The organism is Amnibacterium setariae, from assembly GCF_003581425.1.
GTDB classification, from domain to species: domain Bacteria; phylum Actinomycetota; class Actinomycetes; order Actinomycetales; family Microbacteriaceae; genus Amnibacterium; species Amnibacterium setariae.
In genome coordinates this window covers 133,033-158,136 of sequence record NZ_QXTG01000003.1, presented here as the reverse complement: position 1 = coordinate 158,136, position 25,104 = coordinate 133,033, and the positions used below count along the sequence as shown (strand labels likewise).

Annotated in this window: 24 protein-coding genes and 2 tRNA genes; 6 read left to right on the top strand and 20 right to left on the bottom strand. The window is 74.4% G+C overall.

Annotation, left to right across the window (positions count from 1 at the left end; translation table 11 throughout):
- Positions 1-12: 12 nt before the first annotated feature.
- The gene (locus D1781_RS16480) at positions 13-1,425 is read right to left on the bottom strand and encodes a D-alanyl-D-alanine carboxypeptidase/D-alanyl-D-alanine-endopeptidase (RefSeq protein WP_119483603.1); all 1,413 of its coding nucleotides are present in this window, start codon (positions 1,423-1,425) and stop codon (positions 13-15) included.
- Positions 1,426-1,536: 111 nt separating this feature from the next.
- On the opposite strand from D1781_RS16480, the gene D1781_RS16475 reads away from it, so the two are divergent.
- Positions 1,537-1,609: transfer RNA gene (locus tag D1781_RS16475), tRNA-Thr, on the top strand.
- 43 nt (positions 1,610-1,652) lie between these two features.
- Here the strand turns inward: D1781_RS16475 and D1781_RS16470 are convergent.
- From D1781_RS16470 to D1781_RS16415, 12 genes are all read right to left on the bottom strand, one after another.
- Complete coding sequence (locus D1781_RS16470; RefSeq protein WP_119483602.1) at positions 1,653-2,291, bottom strand: TetR family transcriptional regulator; 639 nt, start codon at positions 2,289-2,291, stop codon at positions 1,653-1,655.
- Between the two features lie 36 nt (positions 2,292-2,327).
- Complete coding sequence (locus D1781_RS16465; protein WP_119483601.1) at positions 2,328-3,845, bottom strand: alpha/beta hydrolase; 1,518 nt, start codon at positions 3,843-3,845, stop codon at positions 2,328-2,330.
- Entirely contained in the window at positions 3,842-5,023 is a 1,182-nt protein-coding gene (locus tag D1781_RS16460) for a DNA polymerase III subunit delta' (RefSeq protein ID WP_119483600.1), read from the bottom strand. The genes D1781_RS16465 and D1781_RS16460 overlap by 4 nt, the downstream gene beginning before the upstream one ends.
- The gene (tmk, locus tag D1781_RS16455) at positions 5,020-5,628 is read right to left on the bottom strand and encodes a dTMP kinase (protein ID WP_119483599.1); all 609 of its coding nucleotides are present in this window, start codon (positions 5,626-5,628) and stop codon (positions 5,020-5,022) included. The genes D1781_RS16460 and tmk overlap by 4 nt, the downstream gene beginning before the upstream one ends.
- Positions 5,629-5,630: 2 nt before the next feature.
- Positions 5,631-8,369, bottom strand: coding sequence for a type I DNA topoisomerase (topA, locus tag D1781_RS16450; protein WP_119483598.1), 2,739 nt, complete (start codon positions 8,367-8,369; stop codon positions 5,631-5,633).
- Between the two features lie 134 nt (positions 8,370-8,503).
- A complete protein-coding gene (locus tag D1781_RS16445; RefSeq protein ID WP_119483597.1) occupies positions 8,504-8,842 on the bottom strand; it encodes an Rv3654c family TadE-like protein in 339 nt (112 codons plus the stop codon).
- Positions 8,839-9,168 (bottom strand): TadE family type IV pilus minor pilin, encoded by a 330-nt coding sequence (locus D1781_RS16440; RefSeq protein WP_119483596.1) that lies wholly within the window; start codon positions 9,166-9,168, stop codon positions 8,839-8,841. Before D1781_RS16440 ends, D1781_RS16445 begins: the two co-directional genes overlap by 4 nt.
- The gene (locus D1781_RS16435; RefSeq protein ID WP_119483595.1) at positions 9,146-9,337 is read right to left on the bottom strand and encodes a DUF4244 domain-containing protein; all 192 of its coding nucleotides are present in this window, start codon (positions 9,335-9,337) and stop codon (positions 9,146-9,148) included. The genes D1781_RS16440 and D1781_RS16435 overlap by 23 nt, the downstream gene beginning before the upstream one ends.
- 89 nt (positions 9,338-9,426) lie before the next feature.
- Entirely contained in the window at positions 9,427-10,326 is a 900-nt protein-coding gene (locus D1781_RS16430; protein ID WP_119483594.1) for a type II secretion system F family protein, read from the bottom strand.
- The gene (locus tag D1781_RS16425) at positions 10,323-11,327 is read right to left on the bottom strand and encodes a CpaF family protein (protein WP_119483593.1); all 1,005 of its coding nucleotides are present in this window, start codon (positions 11,325-11,327) and stop codon (positions 10,323-10,325) included. The genes D1781_RS16430 and D1781_RS16425 overlap by 4 nt, the downstream gene beginning before the upstream one ends.
- Before the next feature lie 422 nt (positions 11,328-11,749).
- Positions 11,750-12,208: a RidA family protein gene (locus D1781_RS16420; RefSeq protein WP_199706724.1), complete on the bottom strand. Its 459-nt coding sequence runs from the start codon at positions 12,206-12,208 to the stop codon at positions 11,750-11,752.
- The gene (locus D1781_RS16415; RefSeq protein ID WP_119483592.1) at positions 12,208-12,366 is read right to left on the bottom strand and encodes a DUF4177 domain-containing protein; all 159 of its coding nucleotides are present in this window, start codon (positions 12,364-12,366) and stop codon (positions 12,208-12,210) included. Before D1781_RS16415 ends, D1781_RS16420 begins: the two co-directional genes overlap by 1 nt.
- 69 nt (positions 12,367-12,435) lie before the next feature.
- Between D1781_RS16415 and D1781_RS16410 the strand changes: the two genes are divergently transcribed.
- The 3 genes from D1781_RS16410 (at position 12,436) to D1781_RS16400 (ending at position 16,096) form a co-directional block, all read left to right on the top strand.
- Positions 12,436-15,027 carry a transglycosylase domain-containing protein gene (locus D1781_RS16410; RefSeq protein ID WP_119483591.1) on the top strand — a complete coding sequence of 864 codons (2,592 nt, stop codon included), beginning with the start codon at positions 12,436-12,438 and terminating at the stop codon, positions 15,025-15,027.
- On the top strand, positions 15,000-15,935 hold the full coding sequence (locus D1781_RS16405; protein WP_119483590.1) for a metallophosphoesterase: 936 nt from the start codon (positions 15,000-15,002) through the stop codon (positions 15,933-15,935). Before D1781_RS16410 ends, D1781_RS16405 begins: the two co-directional genes overlap by 28 nt.
- Before the next feature lie 84 nt (positions 15,936-16,019).
- A tRNA-Pro gene (locus D1781_RS16400) sits at positions 16,020-16,096 on the top strand.
- 13 nt (positions 16,097-16,109) lie between these two features.
- Here the strand turns inward: D1781_RS16400 and D1781_RS16395 are convergent.
- Positions 16,110-17,432: a low temperature requirement protein A gene (locus D1781_RS16395; RefSeq protein ID WP_119483589.1), complete on the bottom strand. Its 1,323-nt coding sequence runs from the start codon at positions 17,430-17,432 to the stop codon at positions 16,110-16,112.
- Between the two features lie 90 nt (positions 17,433-17,522).
- On the opposite strand from D1781_RS16395, the gene D1781_RS16390 reads away from it, so the two are divergent.
- Entirely contained in the window at positions 17,523-18,104 is a 582-nt protein-coding gene (locus D1781_RS16390) for a YdeI/OmpD-associated family protein (RefSeq protein ID WP_199706722.1), read from the top strand.
- On the opposite strand, the gene D1781_RS16385 is transcribed toward D1781_RS16390, so the two are convergent.
- Entirely contained in the window at positions 18,016-19,056 is a 1,041-nt protein-coding gene (locus D1781_RS16385; protein ID WP_119483588.1) for a helix-turn-helix transcriptional regulator, read from the bottom strand. The two genes, D1781_RS16390 and D1781_RS16385, sit on opposite strands and share 89 nt — an antisense overlap.
- Before the next feature lie 100 nt (positions 19,057-19,156).
- Here D1781_RS16385 and D1781_RS16380 point away from each other — a divergent pair, with 100 nt between their 5' ends.
- Positions 19,157-19,573 carry a VOC family protein gene (locus D1781_RS16380; RefSeq protein ID WP_119483587.1) on the top strand — a complete coding sequence of 139 codons (417 nt, stop codon included), beginning with the start codon at positions 19,157-19,159 and terminating at the stop codon, positions 19,571-19,573.
- Positions 19,574-19,612: 39 nt separating this feature from the next.
- Here the strand turns inward: D1781_RS16380 and D1781_RS16375 are convergent, their stop codons facing one another.
- The 5 genes from D1781_RS16375 to D1781_RS16355 all read right to left on the bottom strand — a co-directional run bounded on the left by D1781_RS16375 (position 19,613) and on the right by D1781_RS16355 (position 25,086).
- Positions 19,613-20,272, bottom strand: coding sequence for a thymidine kinase (locus tag D1781_RS16375; RefSeq protein ID WP_119483586.1), 660 nt, complete (start codon positions 20,270-20,272; stop codon positions 19,613-19,615).
- Positions 20,272-21,006, bottom strand: a complete 735-nt coding sequence (locus D1781_RS16370) for a response regulator transcription factor (protein WP_119483585.1) — start codon at positions 21,004-21,006, stop codon at positions 20,272-20,274. The genes D1781_RS16375 and D1781_RS16370 overlap by 1 nt, the downstream gene beginning before the upstream one ends.
- Positions 21,007-21,119: 113 nt before the next feature.
- A complete protein-coding gene (locus D1781_RS16365; RefSeq protein ID WP_119483584.1) occupies positions 21,120-22,163 on the bottom strand; it encodes an Rv2578c family radical SAM protein in 1,044 nt (347 codons plus the stop codon).
- A 40-nt stretch (positions 22,164-22,203) separates the two neighbouring features.
- Positions 22,204-23,682, bottom strand: coding sequence for a malate:quinone oxidoreductase (locus D1781_RS16360; RefSeq protein WP_119483583.1), 1,479 nt, complete (start codon positions 23,680-23,682; stop codon positions 22,204-22,206).
- A gap of 30 nt (positions 23,683-23,712) precedes the next feature.
- Positions 23,713-25,086, bottom strand: coding sequence for a GntP family permease (locus tag D1781_RS16355; protein ID WP_119483582.1), 1,374 nt, complete (start codon positions 25,084-25,086; stop codon positions 23,713-23,715).
- Positions 25,087-25,104 lie beyond the last annotated feature (18 nt).

The window sequence follows — 25,104 nt, the reverse complement described above, 5'->3', positions numbered from 1 at the left end:
GCCCATCCTGCTCTACCGCTTCGCCAGGCGGTTCCCGCAGGACCACACGTCGGCGGTCAGGGAGTCGAGGGCCTGCTTGGCCGACGGCCGCACGTTCCCGAGGGCGTAGAACGCGAAGGTGAGGGGTGTGCCGTCCTTCGCGCGGATGACGCCGGCGAGCGTGTAGCCGGTGTCGATCCAGCCGGTCTTCGCCCGCACCTTCCCGTCGGCGCGGGAGGCGGCGCCCGAGAAGCGGTCGGCGTAGGAGAGGGAGCCGGTGCGGCCCGCGATCGGCAGGCCGCGGTAGACCGGGCCGAGCCCGTCGCTCTTGTGCAGCACCTTCACGAACAGCTTCGTGAGGTAGGCGGGCGGGATGCGGTTGTCGTCGCTGAGCCCGCTGCCGTCGACGACGCGGACGCCGGTCGGCTCGATGCCGTAGGCGCGGAGCGCGGGGACGACCGCGGCGTCGATCGCGGAGAACGTGTTGCCGGTGCCGGCCTCGATCGCGGTGACGCGGGCGAGCGCGTCGGCGATCGTGTTGTCGGAGTAGAGCAGCGTCTGCTGCACGAGCGTGCTGACCGGCTGCGAGCGGACCGTGCCGAGCACCGCCGCGCCCTTCGGGGCCGTGCCCCGGGTGATCGCGACGTCGCCGAAGTAGCGCGCGAAGGCGGCCCCTGCGCGGCCGATCGGGTCGGAGCCGCGCGGCGAGGTGTTGAGGGCGGGGTTCGCCCGGTCGCCGTCGACCATCAGCGCCGTGATCTTGGGGGTGGAGCCGAGCGCGCGCTCCTTCACCTTCCACGTCGGCTGCCAGCTCGGGCCGCCGAAGTAGGAGCTGTCGAGCACGACGCGCGTGATGCGCTGCCCGGGGTGCTGCGCCTTCCACGCGGCTTTCACCTGCCGCGCGAGCGTGGAGAGGTGCGGGGCGCCCGCGTACGCGGTCGCGGTGCCGGCCGGGGTGCGCGACAGCGTGACGTCCCCACCGCCGACGAGCACGATCTCGCCGGGGCGGGAGCCCTGAACGACCCGGGTCGTGAGCCGGTGGTCGGGGCCGAGCACCTTCAGCGCGGCCGCCGACGTGAGCACCTTCATCACGCTGGCGGCACGCGAGGCCTTCGCGCCCCTGCGGTCGAAGAGCACCTCGCCGGTGCGGGCGTTGCGGACCTGCCCCTGGAAGCCCGCGAGCCGCGCGTCGGACGCCGCGCCGGCCACCGAGCAGGTGCGCGCGACGGACGCGGTCCGCGTCGTGCGGGTCGGCGTGGGCGTCGGCGTCGCCGTGCGCGCCGGCGGGGCGGCGGCCGCGGTCGAGGCGGCGTCGACCGGGGCGGCCGTGCTGGCCGCGGCGAGCGGCGAGGGGTCGCCGAGGGCGTACCCCGCGGCCCAGCCCGCGGCGACGAGCCCGACCACGACGACGCCGCCGGACAGGGCGAGGGCGGTCCGTCTGCGCATGCCCGCCAGGGTAGGGGCCCCGAACGGGGGTGCCGGGCTCCCCCGCCGGACACGACGGCCGCCGATGGCGGGGAGCCGCGCGCCATCGTCTACACTCGTCCGGGCACCTTCGCCGCCTTAGCTCAGTCGGCAGAGCGATTCACTCGTAATGAATAGGTCTGGGGTTCGATTCCCCAAGGCGGCTCCGAACCGAGAAGCCCGTCCCGTCCGGGGCGGGCTTCTCGCATTCAGCGGGTGGTCGCGGCCGCGATCTCGCGGAACTCGTCGAGCGCGCCGAGCATGCACTCCGACAGCGTCGTGGCGCCCTCGCCGGCGGCCCAGCGGCTCCAGCCGTGGCGGGCGATCGTCAGGCACAGCAGCGCGGTGAACGCGGCGCGCTCCTGCAGCGCGACCTCGTCGGGCATCCGGCCCTCGCGGAGCTCGTCGGCGCGGAGCCGTTCGGCGACGATCGCGACGATCTGCTCCCGGAACTGCTGCATCAGGGTCGCCTTGTCCCCGAACAGCCGCGACTCGCGGTGCATCAGGTCGCGGCGGAGGCGGTGCAGCTCGAAGTCCTCCTTGCCGGAGGCGCGGCCGGCCATGAGCACGACGAGATCGGTGAGCGGGTCCGCCGCGCCCTCCTGGTACCGCGCGACCTCGTCCTCGCTCAGCTCCACCGGGCCGTGGGGCGCCGTGAGGGCCTCCTCCTTCGAGGCGAAGTAGTTGAAGAAGGTGCGGGTCGAGACCTGGGCGGCCTGGGCGACCTCCTCGACGGTGACGTTGTCGAAGCCGCGCTCGAGCGCGAGCTGCAGGAGGGCCAGCTGCAGCGCCCGCTTGGTCGCGATGCGCTTCTGCTCGCGGAGGCCGGGAGCCGCGGTGTCGGTCACGCCGTCAATTCTTGCACGGACTGCAAACTTTGCGGGTCACCCGCACGTCGTGGCGGTGGGCACGACGCCGTCGACGAGGTAGCGGTCGACCCGGTCGTTGATGCACGCGACGCGGTTCCGGTACGCCGTGTGGCCCTCGCCGCGCAGGGTGAGGAGCACGCCGCCCGGCAGCTGGGACGCGACGCTGCGCGCCCACTCGACCGGCGTGGCCGGGTCCCCGGTGGTGCCGAGCACGACGATGGGCGGGGCCCCCGCCGCGGTGATGCGGCGCACGGTGCCCTGCGCCGGCACCGGCCAGTTCGCGCAGACCGGGTCGCCGAGGTCCTCGGTGTTGTCGGCCGCGCGCAGCGGGTCGGCGGCGTCGAGCTCGGCGCCCTCCCTCCGCAGCTGCGCCGGATCCTTCGTCACCGGCTTGTCGAGGCAGTTCACGGCGTAGATGGCCTCGAAGAGGTTGCCCGCGTAGCCGTTCCGCCCCCGCTCGACGTACGCGTCGGCGAGCTGCTGCACCTCGTCGGGCCGACCGCGGACCAGCGAGCCGATCGCCGTCGTGAGGGTGCTCCACTGCCCCTCGTCGTAGAGGGAGGCGTCGATCGCGGTCCGCAGGACCGCGCCGTTGACCTCGCGGCCGTCGGTCGCGCGCAGCGGCGATCGCCGCAGCTCGACCAGCAGCGACGCGACGTCGTCCACCGCGGCGTCGACGTCGTCGCCCTCGAACGGGCAGCCCGAGGTCCGCAGGCAGGCGGCGAGGTAGGCGCGCAGCGCCGACCCGAACGCCTTCGTGTTCGCGAGGGACTCCTGGAAGCTCGAGATGGAGGGGTCGACGGCCCCGTCGAGCACCATGCGGCCGACCCGCGACCCGTACCGGTCCGCGTAGAGCGCGCCGATGTAGGTGCCGTAGGAGAAGCCGAAGTAGTCGAGCCTCCGCTCCCCGAGCGCCGCGCGGAGCATGTCGAGGTCCTGGATCGTGTCGGCGGTGCCGACGTGGGCGAGCCGGCTGCCGGTGCGCGTCGCGCAGGCGCGCCCGAAGGCGACCGCGTCGCCCTCGACCTCCTTCCGCAGGACCGCACTGCCCTCGGGCAGGTCCGGGTCGCTGAAGAGGAACTCGTCGAGCTGCCGGGTGCCGTAGCAGTCGACCGGCGCGGAGGCGCCGACCCCGCGGGGGTCCCAGGCGACGAGGTCGTAGTGGTCGAGCAGGTCCTGGTCGAAGATCGAGGCGCCGCCGCCGCGCAGGAAGTCGACCCCCGAGACGCCGGGCCCGCCCGGGTTCGTGAAGAGGGTGCCGATGCGCTTCCCCGACGCGGGGCGCATCGTCAGCGCGAGCCGGATGCGGGCGCCGCCCGGCGCCGCCCAGTCCTCGGGCGCCGCAGCGGTGGCGCAGCGGAAGCCGCCGCGGCAGTCCTTCCACACCACGCGCTGCCCGTAGAAGAGGCGCAGCGCCGCCTGCACGCCCGTCGCGTCGGGCGTCGACGTGGTGTCGGGCGCCGGCAGGATCCCGCAGCCGGCCAGCAGGAGCGCCGTCACCAGCGCGAGCGCCGCGGCGGCCGCGCGCCTCACGAGGTCCTCGCGAGCGCGACGCCGATGAGCATCGCCTCGAGGGTCAGCAGCGGCGGCACGTTCGCCGGCAGCCGCCGGCGCGCGTCCGCGATCGACTCGAGCACCGCGAGGGTCGCGGCCGGCTTCGTGCGCGCGGCGAGGTCGCCGACCTGCTGCGCCCACGCGGCGTTGACAGGCGCGAGCCCGGTGCCGAGCTGCACCATGAGCACGTCCCGGTAGACGGAGAGCAGGTCGACGAGCACCCGGTCGATGCCGTCGCGGAGGCCGCGGGTGGCACGCCGCTTCTGGTCCTCCTCGAGCTGCCGGAGCACGCCGCGCAGGGCGGGCGGCACGGACCCGCCGGGCTCGACGCCGAGCGAGGCGAGGGCCTTCTGCCGCTCGGCCTCGTCCCGCTCCTGCGTCAGCGCCGTCGAGTCGGCCTTCGCGACGTCGAGCAGCCGCTGGGCGCCGCGCACCGCCTTCGGCACCGTGTCGGTCTCGAGCACGAGCCGGATGCTGTCGTCCCGACGGCTCCGGGCCTCCGGGTCCGTGGCGAGCCGGTGGGCCATGCCGATGTGGCTCTGCGCCTCCTCGGCGGCGCGCAGCGCCACGGCGGGGTCGACGCCGTCGCGCTCGACGAGCAGCTCGGCGACCTCCTGGGGCTCCGGCACCCGCAGGCGCACGACCCGGACGCGGGAGCGGATGGTCGGCAGCAGGTCCGCCTCGCTCGGCGCGCAGAGGATCCAGACGGTGCGCTCGGGCGGCTCCTCGAGCGCCTTGAGCAGCACGTTGGAGGTCCGCTCGGTCATCCGGTCCGCGTCCTCGACGACCATCACCCGGTAGCGGGCGACGGAGGGCGAGTACGCGGAGGCGCTCACGAGCCGCCGGACCTCGTCGATCGTGATCGTGACGCGGTCGGACGCGAGCACGGCGAGGTCCGGGTGCGTGCGCGCCTCGACCTGCGCGCGGACGGCCTCGTCGACGCGGCCGTCCTCCGCCCCGTCCGGGCCGAGCAGCGCGGCGGCGAACGCGTAGGCGAGGTTCGAGCGGCCGGAGCCGGGCGGACCGGTGATCAGCCACGCGTGGGTCATCACGCCGACGCCGCCGTCGGCGCGGCGCGCGTCGCGGGCGGCGGCGGTGATGGCGTCGACCGCGGCGGCCTGGCCGACGAGCTCCGCGTAGGCGCCCCGGGCGCTCACGGCCGCAGCCGCGGTTCGACGGCGGCGCGGATCGTCGCCGCGACCTCCTCGGCCGGCCGGCCGGCGTCGACGACGACGAACCGGTCGGGCGACGCGGCGGCGAGGGCGAGGAAGGCGGCTCGGACCCGCTCGTGGAAGTCGTCCTCCTCCGCCTCGAGCCGGTCCTCGGCGGCGCGGTCGCCGCGGCGCTCGCGCGCGACGGCGGGGTCGAGGTCGAGCAGGACGGTGAGGTCGGGCAGCAGCCCCTCCGTCGCCCACGTCGACAGCCCGCGGACCTCCTCGGGGTCGAGCACCCGTCCGGCGCCCTGGTACGCGACGGACGAGTCGAGGTAGCGGTCCTGCACGACGACGTCGCCCCGCTCGAGCGCCGGCCGCACGACGGTCGCGACGTGGTGCGCGCGGTCGGCCGCGTACAGCAGCGCCTCCGCGCGGGGCGCGACGTGGTCGCCGTGCAGCAGCAGCGACCGGATCTCGACGCCGAGCGCCGTGCCGCCGGGTTCCCGGGTCCGCACGACGGTGCGCCCGAGGTCGGTGAGCCAGCGCTCGAGAGCGATCGCCTGCGTCGTCTTGCCCGCCGCGTCACCGCCCTCGAGCGTCAGGAACACCCCTACGCCTTCTTCGTCGTGCGCTTCGCGGTCGTGGTGCGCTTCGCCGGCGTGCGCGCGGTGGTGGTCTTCTTCTTGGGCGCGGGGCCCTTGGCGCGCTTGTCCGCGAGCAGCTGCACGGCCCGCTCGAAGTCGACCGCCTCGACGTCCTCGCCGCGCGGGATGGTCGCGTTCGTCTCGCCGTCGGTGACGTAGGCGCCGAACCGGCCGTCCTTGATGCGGATCGGCTTGCCGCTGGTCGGGTCCGCGTCGAACTCCTTGAGCGCGGAGGAGGCGCGGCGGGCGCCGTACTTCGGCTGCGCGAACAGCTCGAGCGCACCGGGCAGGTCGACCGTGAAGATGCTGTCCTCGTCCGGCAGCGTCCGGGTGTCGGTCCCCTTCTTCAGGTAGGGCCCGTACCGGCCGTTCTGCGCCGTGATCGGCTCGCCGCTCTCCGAGTCGTCGCCGACCGTGCGCGGCAGCGCGAGCAGCTGCACCGCGGTGTCGAGGTCCACGCTGTCGGGCGACATCGACTTGAACAGCGACGCGGTGCGCGGCTTCGGCGCGTTCTTCGCCGCGGCCTTCCCCGTGGGCACCTCGTCCTCCGGGATCACCTCGGTGACGTAGGGGCCGAAGCGGCCGTCCTTCGCGATGATGGTGCGCCCGGTCTCCGGGTGCTGCCCGAGCACCCGGTCCTCCTGAGGCGGCGCGTCGACGAGCTCCTGGGCCTTCGCGGCCGTCAGCTCGTCCGGCGCGAGGTCGGGGGGCAGGTTGACCCGGCGCACGGCGGGCTCCGGCTCCGTCACCTGCCCCGTCTCCGGGTCGACGACGGGCTCGCCGGGCTCGAGCACCTCGAGGTACGGCCCGTAGCGGCCGATGCGCAGCGTGATGCCGTCCGTGACCGGGATCGAGTTGATGCTCTTCGCGTCGATCTCGCCGAGGTTGTCGACCACGGAGCGGAGGCCCGGGTGGCCGGTGTGCCCGAAGTAGAACTCGCGCAGCCAGTCGACCCGCTCGGCGTCGCCGTCGGCGATGCGGTCGAGGTCGTCCTCCATGCCCGCGGTGAAGTCGTAGGCGACCAGGTCGCTGAAGAACTCCTCGAGCAGCTTCACGACCGAGAACGCGATCCAGTTCGGCACGAGCTGGGTGCCGCGCGGCACGACGTAGTTGCGGTCGACGATCGTGGAGAGGATCGACGCGTAGGTCGACGGGCGGCCGATGCCGAGCTCCTCGAGCTTCTTCACGAGGCTCGCCTCGGTGTAGCGCGGGGGCGGCGAGGTCTCGTGGCCGTTCGCCTGCGGCTCGGACGGGGTGAGCGCCTGCCCCCGCTCGAGCTGCGGGAGGCGCTCGTCGTCGGAGTCGGCCGATCCCCCTGGGGCGCTCGAGGTGTCGCGCTCCTCGTCGCGCCCCTCCTCGTAGGCGGCGAGGAAGCCGCGCACGGTGATGACCGTGCCGCTCGCGGAGAACTCGGCGTCGCGGCCGCCCGCGTTCACGCCGACGACGACGGTCGCGGTGGATCCGGTCGCGTCGATCATCTGCGAGGCGACGGTGCGCCGCCAGATCAGGTCGTAGAGCCGCTGCTCGGTCGACGTCAGCGCGCCGCGCAGGGAGTCCGGCGTCGGGAAGACCTCGCCCGACGGGCGGATCGCCTCGTGCGCCTCCTGCGCGTTCTTCGACTTGCCCGAGTAGAGCCGGGGCGCGTCGGGCACGGTGTCGGCGCCGTAGAGCGCCTTCGCCTGGGTCCGGGCGGCCTGCGTGGCCTGGGCGGAGAGCGAGGGCGAGTCGGTGCGCATGTAGGTGATGTGCCCGTTCTCGTACAGGCTCTGCGCGACCGACATCGTCTGCTTGGCGCTGAACCGCAGCTTGCGCGCGGCCTCCTGCTGCAGGGTGCTCGTGGTGAACGGGGCCGCGGGACGTCGGCGGTACGGCTTCGTCTCGAGGGAGACGACGCGTGCTGCGGGCGACTCCGACTCGATCGCGGCGACGAGCGCGCGGGCGCCGGCCTCGTCGAGGGCGAGCGCGTCGGTCTTCAGCCGTCCGCGGTCGTCGAAGTCGCGGCTGCCGGTGGCGACGCGCTTGCCGTCGAGCCGCTGCAGCCGCGCGGTGAAGGACGAGCCCTCCTGCGGCGCGAAGCGGGCGACGACGTCCCAGTAGGACGCGGAGACGAACGCGAGCCGCTCCCGCTCGCGGTCGACGACGAGCCGGGTCGCGGCGGACTGCACGCGGCCGGCGGAGAGCCCGGGGCCGACCTTGCGCCAGAGGACGGGCGAGACCTCGTAGCCGTACAGCCGGTCGAGGATGCGCCGGGTCTCCTGCGCGTCGACGAGCGCGGTGTCGAGCTGGCGCGTGTTGTCGCGGGCCTTCGTGATCGCGTCCTTGGTGATCTCGTGGAACACCATGCGCTTGACGGGCACCTTGGGCTTCAGCACCTCGAGGAGGTGCCACGCGATGGCCTCGCCCTCGCGGTCCTCATCCGTCGCGAGGAAGAGCTCGTCCGCGTCCTTGAGGGCGCGCTTGAGGTCGGCGACCGTCTTCTTCTTCTGGTCGGAGACGACGTAGTAGGGCTCGAACCCGTTCTCCACGTCGACGGAGAACTTGCCCATCGAGCCCTTCTTGAGCTCGGCCGGCAGGTTCTTGGGCTCGATGAGGTCGCGGATGTGCCCGACCGAGGCCTGCACCTCGTATCCGGGCCCCAGGTACTTGGCGATGGTCTTCGCCTTCGCCGGCGACTCGACGATCACCAGCTTCTTGCTCCCGGGCATGGCCACCTCCTCGCACTCCGCGCGACGCCCCCGTCGACGACCGGCCGCTCCGGGGTCGCCGGGGCCGGTCCCGCACACCATACACACGGCGCCGACACCCGCCGGGCGCCGCCGGGCGGACTCGCACCCCCGCATCAGCGGGCCGGAGGGGGCCCCGCGACCGCCGCGGCGCCCACCGGGACCCCTGCGGCGGTCGCGGTCACCCGGACCCGGACGAGCTCCCCGTGCTGCTCGCAGCGCTCGAGCCGGACGCCGGCCGAGGCGACGACCTCGGCGGCCCGCGCGCAGGGCGTGCCGGTCGCGTTGCCGAGCGCCGTGTCGGCGCCGGCGAGCGCCGCGGCGTCAGCCGCCGCCACCGCCGCGCGGTGCGCGACGAGCACGGCGCCCACGACGAGCAGCAGCCCCGTCAGCACCGCGACGGCCGCGGCGATCCCGACGGCGAGCGCGGTGCCGGCGCCGGTGTCGTCCCTCACGGCCGGAGCCCGGCCAGCGCGCACGACGTCGCCTCGACGGGGACGGGCACGCCGAGCACGGTCGCGGTGCTGCCGACGACGACGCAGACCGTCTCCCCCGATCGCGTGCGGCCACGGACCTCGGCGCCGATCCGGGCCGCGGCGCCCTCCGGGGCCTCCCCGATCGCCGCGAGCCGCGCCGCCTGCGCGGCCGCGTCCACGACGCGGATGCGCTCGACGCCGACCCGGAGCCCGCCGAGGCAGGCCGCGAGCACGAGCAGCACCGCGGGGATCGCGACCGCGACCTCCGCGGTGACGGCCCCCTCAGTCCGGCATCGCGAGCGCACGAGTCACCAGGCTCAGCAGCAGGCCGCGCACCTGGTCGCTCCGCAGCACGACGACGAGCAGCGCGGCGAACCCGACGGCGGCGATCGTCGCGATGGCGTACTCGGCCGTGACCGCGCCGTCGTCCTCGAAGGCGTCGAGCCGTGCGCGCAGCAGCGGTTCGCGTTCCATCCCGTACCTCTTTCTCTTGTTCGCACGACCGCGACCTCCGTCGCGGCCCCGGCACGGGCGCGCCCATGGTGGCGCCTCCCGTGCCGGGATCACAGCGGCAGGGCTGTGGAGGAGAGGACGGCGAGCCCGACGGGCACGGCTCCGAGCAGGAGGAACGCGGGCAGCACGAGCAGCCCGAGCGGCAGGAGGAGGCGGACGGCCAAGGCCTCCGCGCGCACGCGGGCGTCCGCGAGGGCCGCCCGCCGGACCCGGTCCGCCTCGGCGAGGAGCAGCCCGACGACGGGCAGCCCCGCCCGGGCGGCGAACGCGAGCACCTCGTCGACGTCGTCCTGCACCGCGACGCCGGCCGCGCTCCCCGCGTCGGCGGCGAGCGCGCGGGCCGCCGGGACGGGGAGCCCTGCACGGACGGCGGTCGCGACGAGCTCGAGGCCGAGCCCCGTCGTCCACGACGTGGTGCGGGCGGCGCGGACCAGCCGGCGGCTCCAGAGGCCGGCGCCGGCGAGCAGGGCGCCGCCGACGGCCACGAGGACGGCGCCGACGCCGGAGAGGAGCACGCGGGGCACGTCGAAGCCGAACGCCCAGCCGAGCAGGGCGGTCGCGGGAGGGAGGGCGAGCACGAGCCGGGCGCTCGCGACCGGCCCGGCCATCGAGGCGGAGACTGCGCGGTGGAGCTCGGCCGTCCGGCGCGCGCCGGTGGCGGCGGTCCGCAGCGCCGCGGCGAGCGGCGCACCCGTCTCCGCGGCGAGGCCGACCACGGCCCCGGCGCTGCGCCATGCGGCGGAGGCGTCGCGGAACGCCGGGGCGAGCGGGGCGCCCCGCGCGGCGGCGTCGGCCGCACCGCGCGCGAGCGCCGCCGCGACGGGGTCCGCGGTGGTCGCGAGGTACGCCCACGCCGCCTGCTGCGTCGCGCCGGCGCCGACGAGGGCCCGGAGCCGCTCGAGGTCCGCCGCGACGCCGTCCGCCTCCGCGGCCGGGTCGACGCGCCTCACGGGTCGACGACCACGAGGGAGCCGTCCGCCCGGGCGGCGAGGGCGCCGATCCGCTCGACGCGCCGCAGCCCGCCCGACCGCCCGAGCTGCACGACGACGTCGATCGCCGCGAGGGCCTGCGCGCGCAGCGCCGCGGGCGGCAGGCCGGCGAGCGCGCCGAGCGCCTCCAGGCGGGCGCCGAGCCCGTCCGGGTCCGCGCAGTGCACGGTGCCTGCGCCGCCGTCGTGCCCGGTGTTGAGCGCGCTCAGCAGCTCGGCGATCTCGGCGCCGCGGCACTCCCCCACCACGATGCGGTCGGGTCGCATGCGCAGCGTCTCGCGCACGAGCGCCGCGAGGCCGACGCCGCCGACGCCGTCGCTGTTCGGCTGACGCGCCTCGAGCCCGACGACGTGCGGGTGCTCCACGACGATCTCGGCGACGTCCTCGACGGTGACGATGCGCTCGTGCGCCGGGACCTCGGCCATCAGCGCGGCGAGCAGGGCGGTCTTGCCGCTGCCCGCGGGGCCGCAGACGAGGAGGTTGCGACGGAGGCGCACCGCCTCCCGGAGCGCTGCGCCCTGCGCGGCCTCGAGCATCCCGAGGCGCTCGAGGTCCACGAGCCGCCACGGCGTCGCCGGCGCGATGCGGACGGAGACGAGCGGGCCGCCGGTGGAAACCGGCGGCAGCACGGCGTGCACCCGGGCGCCCGGCAGGCGGACGTCGACGCACGGCGTCGCGTCGTCGAGGTGGCGGCCGCCGGCGGCGACGAGCGCGACCGCGAGCCGACGCGCCTCGGCGGCGTCGAGCGGCGGCAGGTCGGGCACCGCCTCGAGCCCGTGCCCGGCGTCGCGCCAGAGGGCACCGGCCCCGTCGATCAGCAGGTCCGTGACGGCCGGGTCCTGCGCGTGGGGCGCGAGCGGGCCGAGCTCCGGCAGCCGGATCGGCGCGGGCGACGCGGCCGCCGATGGCGCGCCGGGCGGGACCGCCCCCGGGGGCGCGAGGGGCACGAAGGGCGGGACCACGCGCGCACGCTACGAGCGGCCGGGACCCTCCGCACGGCGGCCGCCTGGGGAGGAGGGGAACCGCGGCTCTGCGCCCGCCCCGGAAGCAGGGGTCAGCGGGGAAAAAGAAGGGGCGGCACCTATTGGGGGGAACAGGTGCCGCCTCAGCAGCGCCCGACTGGGGGGAATCGACAGCGCCGCAAGCCAAGCTCTTCACTCGACGTCTGCGAGTGTACCCAATTCGAGGTCCGGTGCAAGCGATACCACCGCGTGTCGACCTCGGCGTGTCGCGCATGAATCCGGGGATCGCCGTGGCACGGCCGGTCGCCGGTCCGGGCTCCTCGCGGATCCGGAGATCCTCGCCGACACGCCGTGCTGCAGGGCGCCGCCGACGGCGTGTCGCATCCGATCTCCGGATCCGCGACGGAAGTCCGGATCCGCGATCAGCGGAACTGGGCGATGAGCTCGACCTCGACGGGGGACCCGAGCGGGAGGGCGGCCACGCCGACGGCGGAGCGCGCGTGGCGGCCGTGGTCGCCGAATACGTCGACGAGCAGGTCGGACGCCCCGTTGATCACGGCGGGCTGCTGCGAGAACCCGGGCGCGGAGGCGACGAACCCGGTCACCTTGACGATCCGCACGACGCGGTCGAGGCCGCCGAGGACCTCGGCGACGGTGGCGAGCGCGTTCAGCGCGGCGGTCGCGGCGAGGTCGCGCGCCTCCTGCACCTCGACGTCCTGACCGAGCACGCCGGTCCGGGCGAGGGCGCCGTCGACGAACGGCAGCTGCCCGGAGGTGAAGACGAGGTCGCCGCTCGCGACGGCGGGTACGTACGAGCCCGCGGGCGCGGCGACGGGCGGGAGGACGAGGCCCAGCTCGGCGAGCCGGTCGGCGACGGCCATCAGGCGCCGGCCTTCTGCCGCTTCAGGTATGCGACGAGCCCGCCCTCGGGACCGACCACGATCTGGACGAGCTCCCATCCGTCGGCGCCCCACGTGTTCAGGATCGCGGTGGTGTTGTGGATCAGCAGCGGCGTGGTCGCGTACTCCCAGACGGGCATCTGTCCTCCTTTTTGGGGGTTGCGGCGGGGCGCCGGGCCGCGCGCGGACCCCGACCTAGCATCGAGCCTATGTCTGCTCGCCCTCGTCGCACCGGGTCCGCCTTCGCGGGGATCCTCGGCATCCTCGTGGTGGCCGGCGTCATGCTCACGGCCGGCGTCGCGCCCGCGATGGCGCTGACCGCCAAGGACGCCACGGGCGGCTCCGGCTGGTTCGCCCCGATCCCCGACGACCTGAAGCTGACCAACTACCAGCAGAAGACGCAGATCTACGCGAAGAGCGGCGGCAAGGACAAGCTGCTCGCGTCCTTCTACAACCAGAACCGCGAGGTCATCCGCTGGGACGACGTGCCCGCGACGGTGAAGAACGCGACGCTGGCCGCGGAGGACACCCGCTTCTACGACCACGGCGGCGTCGACCCGACCGGCATCCTGCGCGCGTTCGTGTCGAACCTGACGCACGGCGGCGGGCAGGGCGCCTCGACGATCACGCAGCAGTACGTGAAGAACGTCTGCATCCAGGAGGCGGAGCTGCTGCCGACGGAGGCGCAGGTCACCGCCGCGTACCAGGAGTGCACCGGCGGCATCCAGCGGAAGCTGCGCGAGGCCCGCAACGCGATCGGCCTCGAGAAGGTCTACGACAAGGACCAGATCCTCCTCGGCTACCTCAACATCGCCGGCTTCGGCGGCCGGATCTACGGCATCCAGGCCGCGGCGAAGTACTACTTCGACGTCGACGCGAAGGACCTGTCCGTCGCGCAGGCCGCGAGCCTCATGGCGATCGTCAACAACCCGGCCTTCCTGCGCATCGACGAGAAGGCCAACCTCCCGGCGAACAAGGTCCGCCGCGACTACATCCTCGGCGTCGAGAAGAAGGAGGGCTGGATCACCGCCGCGCAGTACCAGGAGGCGGTCCAGACCCCGGTGAAGCCCAAGATCACGCCCACCACGGCGGGCTGCGCCGGCGCGGGATCCGCCGCCTACTTCTGCGACTACGTCAGCAAGATCATCCAGAAGAACAAGACCTTCGGCGAGACGGACCGCGAGCGGTACAACAAGCTGCAGAGCTCCGGCTGGAAGATCTACACGACCCTCGACCTCGGGCTGCAGAAGAAGGCGTCCGAGGCGATGAAGACCTACGTGCCCTCCGCGTCGCCGGTCGGGACGGACATGGGCGGAGCGGCCGTGAGCGTGCAGCCCGGCACCGGCCGGGTGCTGTCCATGGTGCAGAGCAAGCGGTACGACGACACCGGCGGCAAGGGCACCGGCGGGAAGCAGTACACCGCGACCGCGGTCAACTGGAACACGGACCGGGACTACGGCGGCTCGGGCGGCTTCCAGCCGGGCTCGACCTACAAGACGTTCTCCCTGGTCGACTGGCTCGAGCACGGCCACGGCCTGAACGAGGTCGTCGACGGCAGCGGGCGCACCGTGCCCGCCGGCAACATCACGGCGTGCAAGCAGCCCGCCGCGCCGTACCCCGTCAAGAACGACGAGCCGGGCGAGGGCGGCTACCAGACGGTGCTGTTCGCCACCCAGAAGAGCGTGAACGGCGCCTACGCCTCGATGGCCGAGAAGCTCGACCTGTGCGACATCCGCGACCGGGCCGAGGACCTGCTCGTGCACCGGGCCGACGGCGACCCGCTGCAGTACAAGAACCCCTCCTCGATCCTCGGCACCAACGAGGTGGCGCCGCTGACGATGGCGACGGCCTACGCGGGGATCGCGAACAAGGGCGTGGTGTGCGCCCCGATCGCGATCGACAAGATCGTCGCGTCGAACGGCGACGAGGTGCCGGTGCCGAAGGCGGACTGCCACCGGGCGATCCCGGCGGCCGTCGCGGTCGCGGCGGGCTACGCCCTCAACAAGGTGATCACCGGCGGCACGGCGGCGGCCGATCGCTACGCGGCCGGCTCGGCCTGGAGCTTCGCCAAGACCGGCACCACGAACGACGCGATCGACACCTGGGTCGTCGGCGGGACCACGAAGGCCGTGAGCGCGGTCTGGGTCGGCAACGTCGGGAGGACCGCGCCGAAGCAGAGCCTGCGGCTGACGCGGGGCTTCCCCTACTGCCAGAACAGCACCGTCGCGGCCAACACCCGCCACTGCCTCTGGAGCGCCGTCATGGCCGCGAACCAGGCGAAGTACCCGGGCGACACCTCCTGGCCGACCCCGGAGTCGCAGTACCTCTACGGCCAGAAGATCTCGGTGCCCGACGTCACCGGCAAGGCGCCGGCCGAGGCCCGGAAGATCCTCGAGACCGCGGGCTTCCAGGTGAAGCGCGGCGGGACGGCGAGCTCCGACGTGCCGAAGGGGCAGGTCGCCGGCACCGATCCGGCGGCGGGCGGCTCCGTGCCGGGCGGCACCGTGGTCACCCTCGCGATCAGCGCGGGACCGGCCCCGCAGGCGCCGCCGGCCCCGCAGCCGGGCACCACGGCGGTCGTGCCGAACGTGATGGGGTCGCCGATCTCGAACGCGCTCGCCACCCTGGCGCAGGCCGGGTTCACGAAGGTGGACGTGCAGTGGTTCCCGCAGGGCGGCAACCTGTGCCTCGTGGCGCAGCAGACGCCGAACAACACCCCGGCCGACCCCGCCGGCACGACCGTGCAGCTGTCCGTCGCCGGAGACCAGAACGCATGCCAGCAGCAGCCGCCGGCCCAGTAGGCGCGGTGCTCCGCACGGCGGCGGTCGCGGGAGCGGCCGCCGCCGTCTGGGGCGTCGGCATCGAACGGCTCGCCTTCACGGTCCGGCGCGCGACGCTGCCCGTGCTGGCCCCCGGCTCGCGGGACCTCAGGGTGCTGCACCTGTCCGACCTGCACATGGCGCCGTGGCAGCGGCGGAAGCAGCGGTTCGTCCGCGAGCTCGCCGACCTCGAGCCGGACCTCGTCGTCGACACCGGCGACAACCTCGGGCACCCGGTCGGCCTGCTCGGGCTGAAGGCCGCGCTCGAGCCGTTCCGCGGCGTCCCCGGCCTGTTCGTCTGGGGCTCGAACGACTACTGGGCGCCCCAGCCGAAGAACCCGTTCGCCTACTTCGGCGGCCCCTCCGGCGCGCACGCGGAGCCGAAGGCGCTCGACACGGACGCGCTCGGCGCCCACCTCGGCTCGCTCGGCTGGACGAGCCTGAACAACCGGACCGCGAGGGTCGAGGTGAACGGCGTCGTGATCGACGCGTTCGGCACGGACGACCCGCACCGGGAGTACGACGACCTCGCCGCCCTGACGCCCGGCCTGCGCGGCCTGCGGTCGCGGAAGGTCCGGCCCGCGCTGACGCTCGGCGTCACCCACGCGCCCTACCGCCGGATCCTCGACGCGTTCGTCGACCGCGGCGCGGACCTGATGCTCGCCGGGCACACGCACGGCGGCCAGGTGTGCGTGCCCGGGTACGGCGCGCTCGTGACCAACTGCGACATCCCGCGGCGGCAGGTGAAGGGCGTCTCGTCCTGGACGCACGACGGGAGGACGGCCTCGCTCGAGGTCTCCGCGGGGCTCGGCACCTCCATCTGGGCGCCGGTGCGCTTCGCCTGCCGGCCGGAGGCGACGCTGCTGACCCTCACCGCCCGGTCCGTCTGAGGCGCGGCGCGTCGCTCGCAGCGGGGGCGGCGGCGAGGGGCCGGGCGGTCCGCTATCCTTGACCAGCCCGCTCACGCGGGCGACCGGGATATAGCGCAGCTTGGTAGCGCGCCTCGTTCGGGACGAGGAGGTCGTGGGTTCGAATCCCGCTATCCCGACCAGCGCCGGCCGGCCTCAGGCCGGCCGGCTCCCGTCCTCCTCCAGCGCCCGCACGGTGTGCCGATAGCCGACGCGCTCGTGGCCGACGACCTCGACCACCGCGCTGAGGGCGACCAGGCCGACGACGACGGCCAGCGCGGCCGTGTCCCCCGCGTCGCGCAGCTCGAGCGGCCCGTCCCCGCCGAGGACCGCGGCGACGACCAAGGCCAGCCCGAGCGGCAGCAGCGACAGCGCGAGCAGCGGGACGTGCGTCAGGTCCGCGGACCGCAGCAGCACGCTCCACGTCGCGAAGACGATCAGCACGACGAGCGCGACCGGCACCGCGAGGGCGAGCGCGATCTGCAGCAGCGAGAGGTGCGTCTCCTCCCCCACAGCCACCGCCGCCACGCGGAGGCCGGCGCCGACGGCCGCGATCGCCCCGAACATCGGCAGGTGCGCGTACCGCCACGCGAAGGTCCGCCCGGGGTCCCGCTCGAGCAGCGGACGCGACGGGATGAGGAAGTACGCCCACCAGAGCCCCGCGGCGAGCACGAGGCCGGACGCGGCGATCACGATCGCCGCGCCGGACCAGCCCTGCTCCTCCACGAGCGCGCCGACCGCGGCGACGGTCGCGGCCACGACCTCGCCGAGCGTGATCAGGGTGACGAGGCTGAACCGCTCGGCGATGTGCCCGGCGTTCCAGGGCACGCGCCCGACGCGGCGCTCGAGCACGACGGGCGCCGCGAGCTCGGCGAGCGCCAGCACGACGAGCGCGACGACGACGACCGGGACGGGCAGCGGCAGCACGACGGTGAGCACCCACCCGAGCTGCGCGACCGCGACGACGACGGCGTAGCCGACGTCGGAGCGGCGGTGCGCCGGGTCCTGCCGCGCGGCGCGGAGCCACAGCGCGATGAGGGGCAGCCGCATGACGAGGTAGCCGGCGACCAGGAGCGCGTTGTTCGGGCTGCGACCGTCCGCCGCCGCCGCGAACGCGACCGGCAGCCCGAAGATCAGCACGACGACGCCGACCATCTGCACGATCGTCGCGACCCGGAACAGGGCGTCGTCGTTGCCGTAGGCCGACGCGAACCAGGTGAAGCTCATCCACGCCCAGCTGATCGAGAACACCGCGAAGCCGTACGCGCCGAGGGCGGGCCCGACGTCCCCCTCCCCGATCCGGTGGGCGAGCTGCTCGGCGGCCGCGGAGAACGCGATGACGTAGACGAGGTCGTAGAGCAGCTCGAGCGGGGTCGCGCTCCGGCCGCGCTGGTCCGGGTCGCGGCCGGTCATCGGCCGCAGCCGGTGGCGCAGCTCGTCGCGCAGCCGCGAGCGCAGCTCCGGGTCGACCTCGGGCATCCGGCTCCCTCCGCCTCCGCACGCTAGCGGCTGCGCCGCGCCTCCGGAACGGGCGTGGACAGGCCGCCGCGCCTGTGGCTGAATGCACCCGTGCCCGCGCCGATCGACCTGTTCGTCGTCGCCGACGCCACCGCGTGGCGGGCCTGGCTCGACGACCACGAGGACGACTCGGACGGCGTCTGGCTCGCGCTCGCGAAGAAGGGCGTCGTCGAGCCGACCTCGCTGACCTATGACCAGGCGCTCGAGGAGGCCCTCTGCAGCGGCTGGATCGACGGGCAGAAGCGCGGCTGGGACGAGCGGGTGTTCGCGCAGCGCTTCACGCCGCGCCGCCGCGCCTCGCTGTGGTCGACCCGGAACGTCGGGATCGTCGCGGCGCTCGACGCTGACGGCCGGATGCGGCCGCGCGGGCAGGCGGAGATCGACCGGGCGAAGGCCGACGGCCGGTGGGACCGCGCCTACGCGGGGTCGTCCGCCGCGGCGGTGCCGGAGGACCTGGACGCCGCGCTCGCGGCATCCGCTCCGGCCCGGGCCCGGTTCGACGAGCTGAACCGGCAGAACCGCTACGCCGTGATCCACCGCGTCGTCACGGCGCCGAGCGCGACGGCCCGCGCGAACCGCCTGGCGAAGCTGGTCGCGCTGCTGGAATCGGGCGGGGCGCCGTACCCGCAGTGACGCGACCGGCCCGGGCGAACCGCTCGGCGAGCGCCGCGAAGGCCTCCCGCAGGGCGGGCGGCCCCACCACCTCGACCTCGGCGTCGAAGCGCCCGATGCGCGCGGCGAGCGCCGCCCAGGACCAGGCGCCGAGGACGAGGCGGCAGCGGCCGTCGTCCACGGGCTCGACGACCCCGTCCTCGACGTACGGTGCGACCGCGGACACCGGGCGGTCCAGCAGCACCTCGCCCGTGCACGCCCAGGTGCCGGGCCCGTCCGCGCCGCGGAACCGCCCGGCGAGCCACGCGACGGGATCCCCGCCCGGCACCTCCCGCGGCGTGAACGAGCCGCCCGCGTGGCTGCGCGGCACGATCCGGTCGACCCGGAAGACGCGCCAGTCGGCCCGGTCGAGGTCCCAGGCGATCAGGTACCAGCGGCCGCCGGCGGCGACGAGCGCGTGCGGCTCCGCCCGCCGCGGCGCCGCCGGGACCGCGCCGTCGCGGTCGCCGTAGTCGAACCGCAGCACGGTGCGGGCCTGCACCGCCGTCGAGACCGCGAGGAGCACGCCGGGGTCCGCGGCGGCGCCCGGCGGCGGCAGGACCAGCGCGTCGAGGGCGTCGACGCGGGCGCGGAGCCGGGCGGGCAGCACCTGCCGCAGCGTCGCGAGCGCGCGGTCGGCGTCCTCCTCCACCCCCGCGCCCACGGCGGCGGCGGCACGGAGCGCCACGGCGACCGCGACGGCCTGGTCGTCGTCGAGCAGCAGCGGCGGCAGGGCCGCGCCCGCCTCCAGCCGGTAGCCGCCGGCCGGGCCCTTCGTCGCGCGGACGTCGTAGCCGAGCGCGCGGAGGCGGTCGACGTCGCGCCGGACCGTGCGAGGCCCGACGTCCAGCCGCTCCGCGAGCAGCGCGCCCGGCCAGTCCCGACGCGCCTGCAGCAGCGACAGGAGGGAGAGGAGCCGCTCGGTCGAGCTCATGGGTCGATCCTGGCTCAAGTGGAGGACAGGGTCTGACCGCTACCGCTGGAACCGTGGTCGTCGTCGCCGGATCTCGGCGGCTTCGACCGGAAGGAACCCGATGTCCATCGCCGTCACGCCCCACCTCAACTTCCGCGGGGACGCCCGCGCCGCCCTGGAGCACTACCGCGCCGCGTTCGCCGGCGAGGTCGTCGCGATCACCTACGCCCAGATGGGGGCGCCGCACGACCCCGCGCAGGCGGACGAGATCGTCTGGGGCCAGGTGACGGCCCCGTCCGGCTTCCGCGTCATGGTCTACGACGTGCAGTCGGACCGCCCGTTCAGCCGGGGCGACAACCCCTTCTACGTCTCCGTGCGGGCGACGGACCCGCAGGAGCTCGAGGCGGCCTGGCCCCGCCTCGTCGAGGGCGGGCAGGTGCTCGTGCCGCTCGGTCCCGCCCAGTGGTCCGCCCGCTACGGGATGGCGGTCGACCGCTTCGGCATCACCTGGGTGCTCGACGTGGAGCCGACGGCCTGATCCGCGCCGGCCCGTCGCTCCGAGCGGCGGGCCAGCGCCTCAGGCGAAGTCGGCATCCGGCCCGAGCTGCTGGCCGACCACGACCGCCTCGCCGTCGAGCACGCCGCCGGACTCCGCGAGGTAGCACGCGGCGCAGAGCGACTCGTAGGCGACGTCGTTCAGGGTGTCGATCGCCACCTGCTGGCCGTCGAACACGTACCGGTCGCCTATGCGGCGGGCGTTGAAGAGCGCCTTCCGGCCGCAGCGGCAGATCGTCTTCAGCTCCTCCAGGCTGTGCGCGACCTCGAGCAGCCGGGCGCTGCCGGGAAACGCCTCCGTGCGGAAGTCGGTGCGGATGCCGTAGGCCAGCACGGGCACGTCCTGCACCACCGCGATGCGGAGCAGGTCGTTCACCTGCCACGGGGTGAGGAACTGGGCCTCGTCGATCAGGAGGCAGGCGACGGGCGAACCGGTCGCCTCCTGCAGCAGGCGGCGCTGCGCGAAGAAGAGCTCGAGCACGTCCGCGCCCTCCTCGATGAGGAAGTGGACGGGCCGGGTGACGCCGAGCCGGGAGACGATGTCGCGGTCGCCCTTCGCGTCGACCCCCGGCTTCGCGAGCAGCACCCGCTGCCCGCGCTCCTCGTAGTTGTACGCGGCCTGGAGCAGCGCGGTGCTCTTGCCGCTGTTCATCGCGCCGTAGCGGAAGTAGAGCTTCGCCATCAGATGTACCCGTCCTCCGTCGCGCGCTGGATGAGCTCCGCCTTCCGGCTCGCGGGCCGGCTCACGCGCGCGTACTTCTCGCGCACGCGGCGGAGGTAGGTCTTCGCCGTCTCGAACTGGACGTGCATCTCCGCGGCGACCTCGTTCGTGGACCGGCCGGAGGCGTAGAGCCGCAGCGCGGCCTCCTCCCCCAGGCTCAGCCGCGGCCGCTGGAGCTGCTCGGCCGCGCGCGGCAGGGGGCGCCAGTCGCGCTGCACGGGGTGCTCCGCCGTGAGCCCCATGACCTCCCGGGCGACGGCCAGCACGTCCGCGAGCGGCCGCGACTTGCCGATGAACCCGGCGGCGCCCGCGCGGAGCGCGCGCTCGCGCAGGTCCGGCGTGTCCAGGCCGGTCAGCACGATGACCCTGGCCCCGGCGGCGCGGCAGGTGCGGACGCGCGCCTCGATCGACACCGGCTCGCGCAGCTGCACGTCGATGAGCACGAGGTCCGTGGGGAACGCGGGGCTGTGCACGAGCTCGAGCCAGGAGGTCGCGGTGAGGGTCACGTCGAAGTCGGGCGCGTTGCTCCGCAGCCAGGAGGCCATGCTGTCGAGCAGCACCTCGTGGTCGTCGAGGAGCGCGAGCCGCACCGCGCGCTGGGGCGAGGGCCGGGCGGCCGGCGGTGCGGTGCGCGGCAGCCGCGCCGACCCGCCGATCACGGTAGGGACGGGCGGGAGGTCGTCGTCGACGGGCATCGGGCTCCTCGGGGGACGCGGCCGGCGCCGCTGTCCCCCGATCATGCAGCAGGGCGGCGACACCCGGCGGAGGAACCGGCGTCGGGACCCCGGACTGGGGGCACGGGGCCGCGTCAGAACAGCGTCGGCTGCGGCGCGGTCGCGACCGCCTGCACGATGCCCGCCGACCGCGACCGGGTCGTCCCCGTCGTGTCGTCGACCGCGCCGCGGCGCAGCCCGTGCTTCGTCAGCAGCGGCTCGATCCGCTCCGCGAGCCACCGCCGGTACGCCTTCGGCGCGTACGGGCCGTCGGCGTACATCCGCCGATACGCGGCGTCGTGCTGCGGGAAGTGCCGGTGCAGCCAGTCCAGGTACCACTGCCGCACGCCCGGCTTCAGGTGCAGCGCGGTCCAGACGACGTAGGACGCCCCGGCCTCGGCGATCGCGGCGAGGGCCGCGTCGAGGTGCGCCGTCGTGTCGGTCAGGTACGGCAGCACCGGCATCAGGAAGACGCCGCACTCGAGGCCCGCCTCCCGCGCGGCGCGCACGGTCGCGAGCCGCGCCGCGGCCGTGGGCGTGCCCGGCTCGACGAGCGCCTGCAGCTCCGGGTCGAAGACGGCGACGGACATCGCGAGGTCGACGGGCCCGTGCTCGGCGATGCGGGCGAGCAGCGGCAGGTCGCGCCGGAGGAGGGTCCCCTTCGTCAGCAGCGAGACCGGGGTGCCGGAGTCCGCCAGCGCCTCGAGGACGCGCGGCATGAGCCGGTAGCGGCCCTCCGCTCGCTGGTACGGGTCGGTGTTCGTCCCGAGGGCGACCGGCGACCGCGTCCAGGACGGCTTGGCGAGCTCGGTGCGCAGCACGTCACCGACGTTGACCTTGACGACGACCTCGGCGTCGAAGGCGCCCGGGTCGTCGAAGTCGAGGTACCGGTGGGTCGGCCGCGCGAAGCAGTACACGCAGGCGTGCGAGCAGCCGCGGTAGGGGTTGATCGTCCACGCGTAGGGCGTGCCGGGCACGCTGCCGGGCACCTTGTTCAGCGCCGACTTCGCCAGGACCTCGTAGAAGGTCATGCCCGCGAACTCGGGCGGACGGGAGGTCCGCACGAGGCCGTGCACGCGTGCCAGCCCGGGCAGGGCGCCCGGGGCCTCCGCCTCGAGCTGCTGTCCCGACCACCGCATGCGGCCATTCGAACACGCGTTCGAACGATCCGCAAGTCGGTCAGGCGGTGAGGCCGAGCGCCTCCGCGGTCGACGCCTGGATCCGACGGGCGTTCCGCGGGTCGTCCGAGAGCAGGCCGCCGTAGGTCGGGATGAGCTCCCGCAGCTGCGGCTCCCAGGCGCCGAGGCGCTCCGGGAAGGAGCGGCGGATCACGTCGAGCATGATCGCCGCCGCCGTCGAGGCGCCCGGGGAGGCGCCGAGCAGCCCCGCGATGGTGCCGTCCGCGCCGCCGACGACCTCCGTGCCGAACTGCAGCACGCCGCCCTTCTTCGCGTCCTTCTTGATCACCTGCGCGCGCTGGCCGGCGCCGAGCGGGTACCAGTCCGCCGGGTCCGCCTCGGGGTAGAACTCCTGGAGCGACGAGAACTTCGCCTTCCGCGACTTCGTGAGCTCGCGGACGAGGTACTGCACGAGCGCGAAGTTGTCCTTCGCCACGGCGAGCATCGGGATCAGGTTGTGCGGCCGCACCGACAGCGGCAGGTCGAGCAGGTTCCCACGCTTCAGGAACCGCGGCGACAGCCCGGCGTAGGGGCCGAACAGCAGCGACGCCTTCCCCTCGACGATGCGGGTGTCGAGGTGCGGCACGCTCATGGGCGGGGCGCCGAGCGACGCCTTGCCGTAGACCTTCGCGCGGTGCTTCGCGACGACGGCCGGGTCGTCGCAGCGCAGCCACTGCCCGCTGATCGGGAACAGGCCGTAGCCGCGCGCCTCCGGGATGCCGGCCTTCTGCAGCAGCTTGAGGGCCCAGCCCCCGGCGCCGACGAAGACGAAGCGGGCGCGGGTCTCGTGCTTGTCCATGCCGACCACGTGGCGCGAGCGGATCCGCCACGTGCCGTCCTCGAGGCGCTTCAGGCCGGTGACCTCGGTGTTGAGCCGCAGCTCCGCGCCGTCCCCGACGAGCCCGTCGATCAGGGCCCGGGTGAGGGCGCCGAAGTCGACGTCGGTGCCCGCCTCAGCCCGGGTGGCCGCCACGGGCTCGAGGCGGTCGCGGCCGACCATGAGCAGCGGCGCCCAGTCGTGGATGACCTTCGGGTCCTCCGAGAACTCCATGTCGGAGAAGAGGGGGTGGTCGGTCAGCGCCTCCCACCGGCGGCGCAGGTAGTCGACGTGGTCCTTGCCGCGCACGAACGTCATGTGCGGCGTGGAGTTGATGAAGAGCGCGTCGGAGGGCACCTTCGCGTGCCGGGCGAGCGACGCCCAGAACTCGCGGGAGATCTGGAACTGCTCGTTGACCTTCACCGCGGAGGTGATGTCGATGGAGCCGTCCGGCCGCTCGGGCGTGTAGTTCAGCTCGCAGAGCGCCGCGTGCCCGGTGCCGGCGTTGTTCCAGGGGTTGCTGGACTCCTCGGCGACACCGCCGAGCCGCTCGTAGATGCGGATGCTCCAGTCGGGCTGCACCGCGTGCAGCAGCGTCCCGAGGGTGGCGCTCATGATGCCGCCGCCGATCAGGACGACGTCGATCGTCTCGTCCTGCGCCACGGTCCGACAGCCTAGTTCGCGCGCGGCCGGTCAGCCGCCGACCACGACGGCCGCGACGAGCACGGCGCCGAGGCCGGTGACGGAGAGCACGCACTCCATCAGGCTCCAGGACTTCAGGGTCTGCCCGATCGACAGCTTGAAGAACTGGTTCACGAGCCAGAAGCCCGCGTCGTTCACGTGCGACAGGAAGACCGAGCCGGCGCCGACGGCGAGCACCATGAGCGAGATCATCGGCGCGCTCATGCCCTCCGTCAGCGGCTGGAGGAGCCCGGCCGCGGTCACCGTCGCGACGGTGGCGGAGCCGGTGGCGACGCGGATCAGCGCGGCGACGGTCCACGCCACGAGCAGGGCGGTGATCCCCTCCCCCTGGGCGACCTTCGCGATGACCTCCCCGATCCCCGTGTCGACGAGCACCTGCTTGAAGCCGCCGCCCGCCCCGACGATGAGCAGGATGCCGGCGATGGGCGGCAGCGCCTCCGTCAGCGTCGTCGAGATCCGGCGGCGGTCCATCCGGGCCGGCAGGGCCAGGAGCAGGAAGCCCGCCACGAGCGCGATCGTGAGCGCCACGGTCGGCGTGCCGATGAAGTCCGTGAGCGACTTCCAGGCCGCAGTCGAGTCGGGCGCGACGATGTCGCCGATCGCGCCGACGAGCAGCAGCGCGACCGGCAGCAGCACGCTGATCAGGGCGAGGACGAACGGCGGCCGGACGGCGTCGTCCGCGGTGTCCTCGTCGTACTGGGAGTCGGGCGCGTCGACGGGCACGAGCCGCCGGACGAGGTAGCTGAGCAGCGGGCCGGCGACGACCACCGTGGGGATCGCGACGACGATGCCGAGCAGCAGGGTCGTGCCGAGGTCGGCCTTCAGCCCCGCGATGGCGACGAGCGGGCCGGGGTGCGGGGGCACGAACCCGTGCATGGCCGACAGCCCGGCGAGGGTCGGGATCGCGACCGTCATCAGCCGGACCTGCGCCCGCTTCGCGACGAGCAGGATGATCGGCACGAGCAGCACGAGGCCGATCTCGAAGAACATCGGCAGGCCGATCAGCGCGCCGATGAGGCCCATGATCCAGGGCAGCGAGCGCTTCCCCGCCCGGGCGACGAGGGTGTCGACGATGCGGCCGGCGCCGCCGGAGTCGGCAAGCAGCCGCCCGTACATGCCGCCGAGGCCGATCAGGATGCCGACGGAGGCCGAGGTGTCCCCGAACCCCTTCGCGAAGCTCGTCACGACGTCCGGCCCGCTCGCGCCGGCGACGAGACCCGTCGTCAGGGCGCCGAGCAGCAGTGCGAGGAACGGGTGGACCTTCAGCCAGGTGATCAGCGTCACGATCACCGCGATGCCGATCAGCGCCGCGATCACCAGCTGCGGCTCGGATCCGGTGGCCTTCGCCGCGAGCAGGATCTGCATGCGCTCCTCATTCCCTTT